This is a genomic window from Pseudomonas sp. NMI760_13 (assembly GCF_021283245.1).
GTDB lineage: Bacteria > Pseudomonadota > Gammaproteobacteria > Pseudomonadales > Pseudomonadaceae > Aquipseudomonas > Aquipseudomonas peradeniyensis.
The window spans coordinates 44,695-51,134 of sequence record NZ_JAJSRC010000037.1; the positions used below are offsets into that span (position 1 = coordinate 44,695).

Annotated in this window: 5 protein-coding genes; 1 reads left to right on the forward strand and 4 read right to left on the reverse strand. The window is 66.1% G+C overall.

The genetic code is table 11. The features are described from left to right. Position 1: 1 nt before the first annotated feature. Genes mutL through LU671_RS26405 form a run of 4 tightly spaced genes read right to left on the reverse strand, consistent with a single transcriptional unit; the run spans position 2 to position 4,655 of the window. Entirely contained in the window at positions 2 to 1,903 is a 1,902-nt protein-coding gene (gene mutL / locus LU671_RS26390; RefSeq protein ID WP_203648185.1) for a DNA mismatch repair endonuclease MutL, read from the reverse strand. Further along, entirely contained in the window at positions 1,900 to 3,342 is a 1,443-nt protein-coding gene (locus tag LU671_RS26395; protein ID WP_420713625.1) for an N-acetylmuramoyl-L-alanine amidase, read from the reverse strand. Before LU671_RS26395 ends, mutL begins: the two co-directional genes overlap by 4 nt. Further along, positions 3,343 to 3,795: a tRNA (adenosine(37)-N6)-threonylcarbamoyltransferase complex ATPase subunit type 1 TsaE gene (gene tsaE, locus LU671_RS26400; protein WP_420713658.1), complete on the reverse strand. Its 453-nt coding sequence runs from the start codon at positions 3,793 to 3,795 to the stop codon at positions 3,343 to 3,345. An 8-nt stretch (positions 3,796 to 3,803) separates the two neighbouring features. Next, entirely contained in the window at positions 3,804 to 4,655 is an 852-nt protein-coding gene (locus LU671_RS26405; RefSeq protein ID WP_232857396.1) for an NAD(P)H-hydrate dehydratase, read from the reverse strand. Between the two features lie 64 nt (positions 4,656 to 4,719). Between LU671_RS26405 and queG the strand changes: the two genes are divergently transcribed. Next, a complete protein-coding gene (queG, locus tag LU671_RS26410) occupies positions 4,720 to 5,784 on the forward strand; it encodes a tRNA epoxyqueuosine(34) reductase QueG (RefSeq protein ID WP_232857398.1) in 1,065 nt (354 codons plus the stop codon). The last annotated feature ends 656 nt before the right edge of the window (positions 5,785 to 6,440 follow it).

A 6,440-nucleotide genomic window follows, 5' to 3' on the forward strand; every position in this document is an offset into this window, starting at 1 on the left:
CTTATCGGCCCCGCAGGAACAGCTTGTCCAGGTCGTCCAGGCCCATCTGGGTCCAGGTCGGCCGGCCATGGTTGCACTGGCCGCTGCGCTCGGTGTTCTCCATGTCGCGCAGCAGCGCGTTCATCTCCGGGATGGCCAGGCGCCGATTGGCGCGCACCGCGCCGTGGCAGGCCATGGTCCCGAGCAGTTCGTTCAGGTGCGCCTGGATACGGTCGCTAGTGCCGTATTCCATCAGGTCGGCAAGCACGTCCTGGACCAGACGGTTAGCCTCGGCCTGCTTGAGCAGCGCCGGGATCTGGCGGATCGCCAGGGTTTCCGGGCCCAGGCGCTGCAGCTCGAAGCCCAGGCGCTGGAACCACTGGGCGTGCTCCTCGGCGCAATCGGCCTCGCGCTGGCTCAGCGCCAGCGACTCGGGCACCAGCAGCGGCTGGCCGCTCAGGCCCTCGCTGGCCATGGCCACCTTCAGACGCTCGTACATGATCCGCTCATGGGCGGCGTGCATGTCCACCAGCACCAGGCCGACGGCGTTCTCGGCGAGGATATAGATACCCTTGAGCTGCGCCAGGGCGTAGCCCAGCGGCGGGATGTCGCCCTGGCTTTCCGGCAGCGCGTTTGGCGTGGCGGTAGCGTTGTCCAGCGGCGCGTAGAACTCGCGGTAGACCGCCTGGGCCTCGCCGACGTTGACCGGCTGCGCGGGGCGCGGGGTGTACTGGTACTGATAGCCGGCGCCAGAACCGCCGGAGGAAAAGGCCGGCCGCGCCTCGCCCTGGGGCTGCTCGAGCACTGGCGAGGCCAGGCGCATCTCGCCCTGCGGGCCGAACTCGCCGGCCTGCAGACCGCTAGGGCGAAGCATCTCGCTGGTCGCGGCGGGCGCGGCGAGCTGGTCCTCCGGACGCACGTCGGCCAGGGCGCGGTGCAGGGTGCCATAAAGGAAGTCGTGGACCGTGCGCCCTTCGCGGAAGCGCACCTCGTGCTTGGTCGGGTGTACGTTGACGTCCACCCCGGTCGGGTCGCACTCGAGGAACAGTACGAAAGTCGGGTGCCGGCCATTGAACAGCACGTCGCGATAGGCCTGGCGCACCGCGTGGGCGACCAGCTTGTCGCGCACGGCGCGGCCATTGACGAAGAAGTACTGCAGGTCGGCCTGGCTGCGCGAGAAGGTCGGCAGGCCGACCCAGCCCCACAGCCGCAGGCCGTTGCGCTCGACGTCGATCGGCAGCGCTTGTTCGAGGAAGCCCGGACCACAGATGGTGCCCACGCGCCGCGCGCGGGCCATCTCGTCGGCTGCTTCGTGCAGGCTGAAGATGGTCTTGCCGTTGTGGCGCAGGTGGAAGCCGACATCAAAGCGCGCCAGCGCCAGGCGCCGGATCACTTCCTGCAGGTGATCGAACTCGGTCTTCTCGGCCTTGAGAAACTTGCGTCGGGCCGGGGTGTTGAAAAACAGGTCGCGCACTTCGACCGAGGTGCCGACCGGATGCGCGGCAGGCTGCACCCGCGGCGTCATCTCGCGCCCTTCGGTTTCCACCTGCCAGGCTTCGCTGGCGTCGGCGGTACGCGAGGTCAGGGTCAGGCGCGCCACCGAGCTGATCGAGGCCAGGGCCTCGCCGCGAAAACCGAGGCTGAGCACGCCTTCGAGGTCCTCCAGTTCGCGGATCTTGCTGGTGGCGTGGCGCGCCAGGGCCAGCGGCAGGTCGTCCGGGGCGATGCCGCTGCCGTTGTCGCGCACCCGCAGCAACTTCACGCCACCCTGCTCGACCTCGACCTCGATGCGCCGGGCACCGGAGTCGAGGCTGTTTTCCAGCAGCTCCTTGGCCACCGACGCGGGGCGCTCGACCACCTCGCCGGCGGCGATCTGGTTGGCCAGCCGCGGGCTGAGCAGCTGGATACGCGAACCGCCACTCATTGCTGGGACGCCAGGGCGGTGGTGGGGATATCCAGGTGCTGGCCGACCTTCAGCTCGTCGGTTTTCAGGCTGTTGCTGCTGCGCAGGCTGGCAACGCTGACCTGGTAGCGCACCGCGATCATCGCCAGGGTCTCGCCGGGACGCACGGTGTGCTCACGCGGCCCCTGGGCGATCTTGCCGCTGTCGCGCAGCCAGGCGATGTAGGTGCCCGGTGGCGGGTTCTGCTGGAAGAACTGGCGCACGCCGGTGTGGATCGAGCGCGCCAGTGCCTGCTGATGGCTACGTGTCGCCAGCTTGGCGGCCTCGTTGGCGTTGGAGATGAAGCCGGTCTCGACCAGGATCGACGGAATGTCCGGCGATTTCAGCACCATGAATCCGGCCTGTTCCACGCGCTGCTTGTGCAGCGGCGTGACCCGCCCCATGTTGCCCAGCACCTTCTGGCCGACGTTGAGACTGGAGCTGAGGGTGGCGGTCATCGACAGGTCGAGCAGCACACCGGCCAGCATGCGGTCCTTGTCGTCGAGGCTGACATTGCCGGCACCGCCGATCAGGTCGGAGCGGTTTTCCGTGTCGGCCAGCCAGCGGGCGGTCTCGGAGGTGGCGCCACGGTCGGACAGGGCGAACACCGAGGCGCCGAAGGCGGCCTTGGACGGCGCGGCGTCGGCGTGGATCGAGACGAACAGGTCGGCGCCTTTCTTGCGGGCGATCTCGGTGCGCTTGCGCAGCGGGATGAAGTAATCGCCGGTACGGGTCAGCTCGGCGCGGTAGCCCTTCTCGGAGTTGATCTGGCGCTGCAGCTCCTTGGCGATATCCAGCACGATGTCTTTCTCGTGCTGGCCGCGCGAGCCGGACGCGCCCGGGTCTTCGCCACCGTGGCCGGCATCGATGGCAACCACGATGTCACGCTTGCCGGCCGGCGCCGGCGGCAGCTTGATCGCCGGTTGCGCCGGGGTGACCGGCACCGCCGGCGTGGTGGCCGGAGGCTGCGGCGTCGGTGGCGGGGTCGGGTTGCTGGCGGCGATAGCGTCAGCTTCCTGGTCGTACAGGTCGACCACCAGGCGGTTGCCGTACTGGGCATTCGGCGCCAGGACGAAGCTTTTGGGCGAGACGGCCTTTTTCAGGTCGACCACCACCCGCAGGTCGGTGGGCGTGCGTTGGGCCGAGCGCACGCTGGTGATCGGCGTGTTCGAGGTGGAGACGTTCAGCGGCGCGCCCAGGGTCGCGCCGTTGATGTCGATCACCAGGCGATCGGGTGCGGTCAGGGTAAAGACGCTGTGCTGCACAGGCCCGGACAGGTCGAAGACCAGCCGCGTGTTGTCCGGAGCGCGCCACAGGCGCATGCTCTTGACTTGAGTGACGGCCAGAGCGTCAACGGTCACCGCGGTCAGCAGCAGCCCAACGACGGCGACCAGTGCGCGTATGCGCATACCTTTCCCCACTTACTGTTTGAATTCTTTGGCCAGAACGGCACACCAGGCTTCGCCGCGTGCCCCCTGCGGCGACAGGTTCAGCGAACGTCCGCCCGCTTGCGGGCTTATGGTAATGGTCAGGTCGGGCTTTGGCAAAACGCCCGCGCCTTTATCCGGCCATTCGAACAGACACAACGCATCGCCCTCGAAATAGTCGCGAATGCCCAGGTACTCGAGCTCCTCCGGATCGACCAGACGATAGAGGTCGAAATGGAAGGCGCGGATGTCGCCTATCTCGTAGGGTTCGACCACGGTGAAAGTCGGGCTTTTCACCGGGCCGTCGTGGCCCAGGCCGCGGATCAGGCCACGGGACAGCGTGGTCTTGCCGGCGCCCAGGTCGCCTTCGAGAAAGATCACGCCATGACCTTTGGTCACTTCGGCCAGCTTGGCGCCAAAGGCGACGGTGGCTGGCTCGTCGGCCAGAAACAGGGTTACACCTGACACGCTGAATGCTCCTCCAATAACGCTCTAATGACCGGGACCAGATCACTGGCCGCCAGCCCTCTGCCTTTGACACCCAGGCGCTCGCCCGCGCAGGCATGCAACCATACCCCCAGACACGCGGCCTGCCAGGCGTCCAGCCCCTGGGCCAGCAACGCCGCCAGCACGCCGGTAAGCACATCGCCCAACCCGGCACCAGCCATGGCCGGGTGCCCTCGCCCGCACTGCGCCAGTTGCCCGGCCGGGTCGGCCACCAGCGTGCCCGCGCCCTTGAGCACGCAGACGCTGGCGTAGCGCCGCGCCAGCTTGCGCGCGGCGCCCGGCCGGTCGGCCTGCACCGCCTCGGTGGAGATGCCCAGCAGCCGCGCCGCCTCGCCCGGGTGCGGGGTGAGGATGCTGCCGCTGGGCAACGCCAGTGGCGCAGCGGCCAGCAGATTGAGGGCATCGGCGTCCCACACCTGCGGCAGGTGCGCATGGCTCACCGCCGACAGCAGGCTGCGGCCCCAGGCCGCCTGGCCCAGGCCGGGACCGACCACCAGCACCGAGGCCCGTGCGAGCGGGCCAAGCAGCTGGTTGGCTGAGCTCACGCCCTGCCACATCACCTCCGGCAGGCGGGCCAGCCCTGCGCCGACGTGCTCGGCACGGGTCGCCACGCTGACCAGGCCGGCGCCGCAACGCAGCGCTGCCTCACTGCTGAGCATCACTGCGCCGCCGGTGCCCAGGTCGCCGCCAATCACCAGCACATGGCCGAAATCGCCCTTGTGGGCATCGGCGGCGCGGGGCGGCAGCCCGGCCAAGGTCAGGCTACTCAGCAGTAATGGGGGGTGTTTGGTCTGAGGCATGGGGTCAAAGGCTCCGATGTCTGGCAGAATTATACGCACCTCCGCTCGTAATGCTTGTTCATCCATGTCCGCCAATCTCCCAGACATCGCCACACTGGCCCAATCGATCAAGGATTGGGGCCGCGAACTCGGTTTTGCCCATGTCGGCATCGCCGGCGTCGACCTTGGCGAGCACGAACAGCACCTGCAGCGCTGGCTGGCTGCCGGCTACAACGGCGAGATGGAGTACATGGGCGACCATGGCCACAAGCGCTCGCGCCCGGCCGAGCTGATCCCCGGCACGCTGCGGGTGCTTTCGCTGCGCATGGACTACCTGCCCGGCGACACGCAGATGGCCAAGCGCCTGGCGGAACCGGAAAAGGCCTACATCTCGCGCTACGCCCTGGGCCGCGATTACCACAAGCTGGTGCGCAAACGCGTGCAGCACTTCGCCGATCGCATCCAGGAGGCCATCGGCCCCTTTGGCTACCGTGCCTTCGTCGACAGCGCCCCGGTGCTGGAGAAGGCCCTGGCCCAGGAGGCCGGCCTGGGCTGGATCGGCAAGAACACCCTGTTGCTCAACCGCAAGGCCGGCAGCTATTTCTTCCTGGCCGAGCTGTTCGTCGACCTGCCGCTGCCGATTGATGGCGTGCAAGGTAGCGACCATTGCGGGCGCTGCCAGGCGTGCCTGGACATCTGTCCGACCCAGGCTTTTGTTGGGCCTTACCAGCTCGATGCGCGGCGTTGCATTTCGTACCTGACTATCGAATTGCGCGGTGCCATTCCACTGGAACTGCGGCCATTGATTGGTAACCGGGTGTTCGGTTGCGACGATTGCCAGATCGTCTGTCCTTGGAACCGTTTCGCCAAGACCACAACCGAAGACGACTTCATGCCCCGCCGGGGGCTGGACAATATCGAGCTGGCCGAGTTGTTCCTGTGGGATGAAAAGCGTTTTCTCGGCTGCACCGAGGGTTCGCCCCTGCGGCGGGCGGGGTATGAGCGGTTTTTGCGTAACCTGGCGGTGGGGCTGGGGAATGCGCCTTCGACCATTCCCGTCTTGGAAGCGCTCAACGCGCGGCGGGATGATCCTTCGGAGCTGGTACGCGAGCACGTGGAGTGGGCCCTGGCTCGCCACGACGCCCTTTGACGCCTGTTGGCTTTTGGCTTTTGGCTTTTGGCTTTTGGCTTTTGGCTTTTGGCTTTTGGCTTTTGGCTTTTGGCTTTTGGCTTTTGGCTTTTGGCGATCAGAAGGTTAACTCCACAGCCAACTAGCGACAGCTGCGTCAGCCTAGGCGCCGCCCGTACCTTCGCGACTTCAGGAGGCCTCCGCAGGCCTTGCGGAGGGAGGTGACGGGCATGGATGCCCGTCAAGCGCTGGGGCCCAGGATGGGCCCTGCAGCGCGGTCCTCCCGGGAGCAAGGCCGGAGTGAGGGGACCCGGAGCGAAGCGTAGGGCCGGATGAATGGAGCGCAGCGTTTTTTGGTTACTTTTTGTCGCGTTTGACAAAAAGTGACTCGCCGTAAGGGCGAAAAGGTGACTATGCGTCATTATAGCCAATGAATGCGCTTACAACTGTAAAAACCCACGCCGATCGCATTTGACTTTGACTTTGACTTTGACTTTGACTTTTAGAGTCATGTGTTTTGAAAGTTATATGCGCATTCATTTGCGATGGTGACGCAAAGTCACCTTTCCGCCCTTACGGCGGGTCCCTTTTTGAAGGATCTGTAGAGACCGGACACATCGCTGACACATGTGCGCAGACATGGTTGACACATTATGGTCCGTAATCAGGTTTATTCA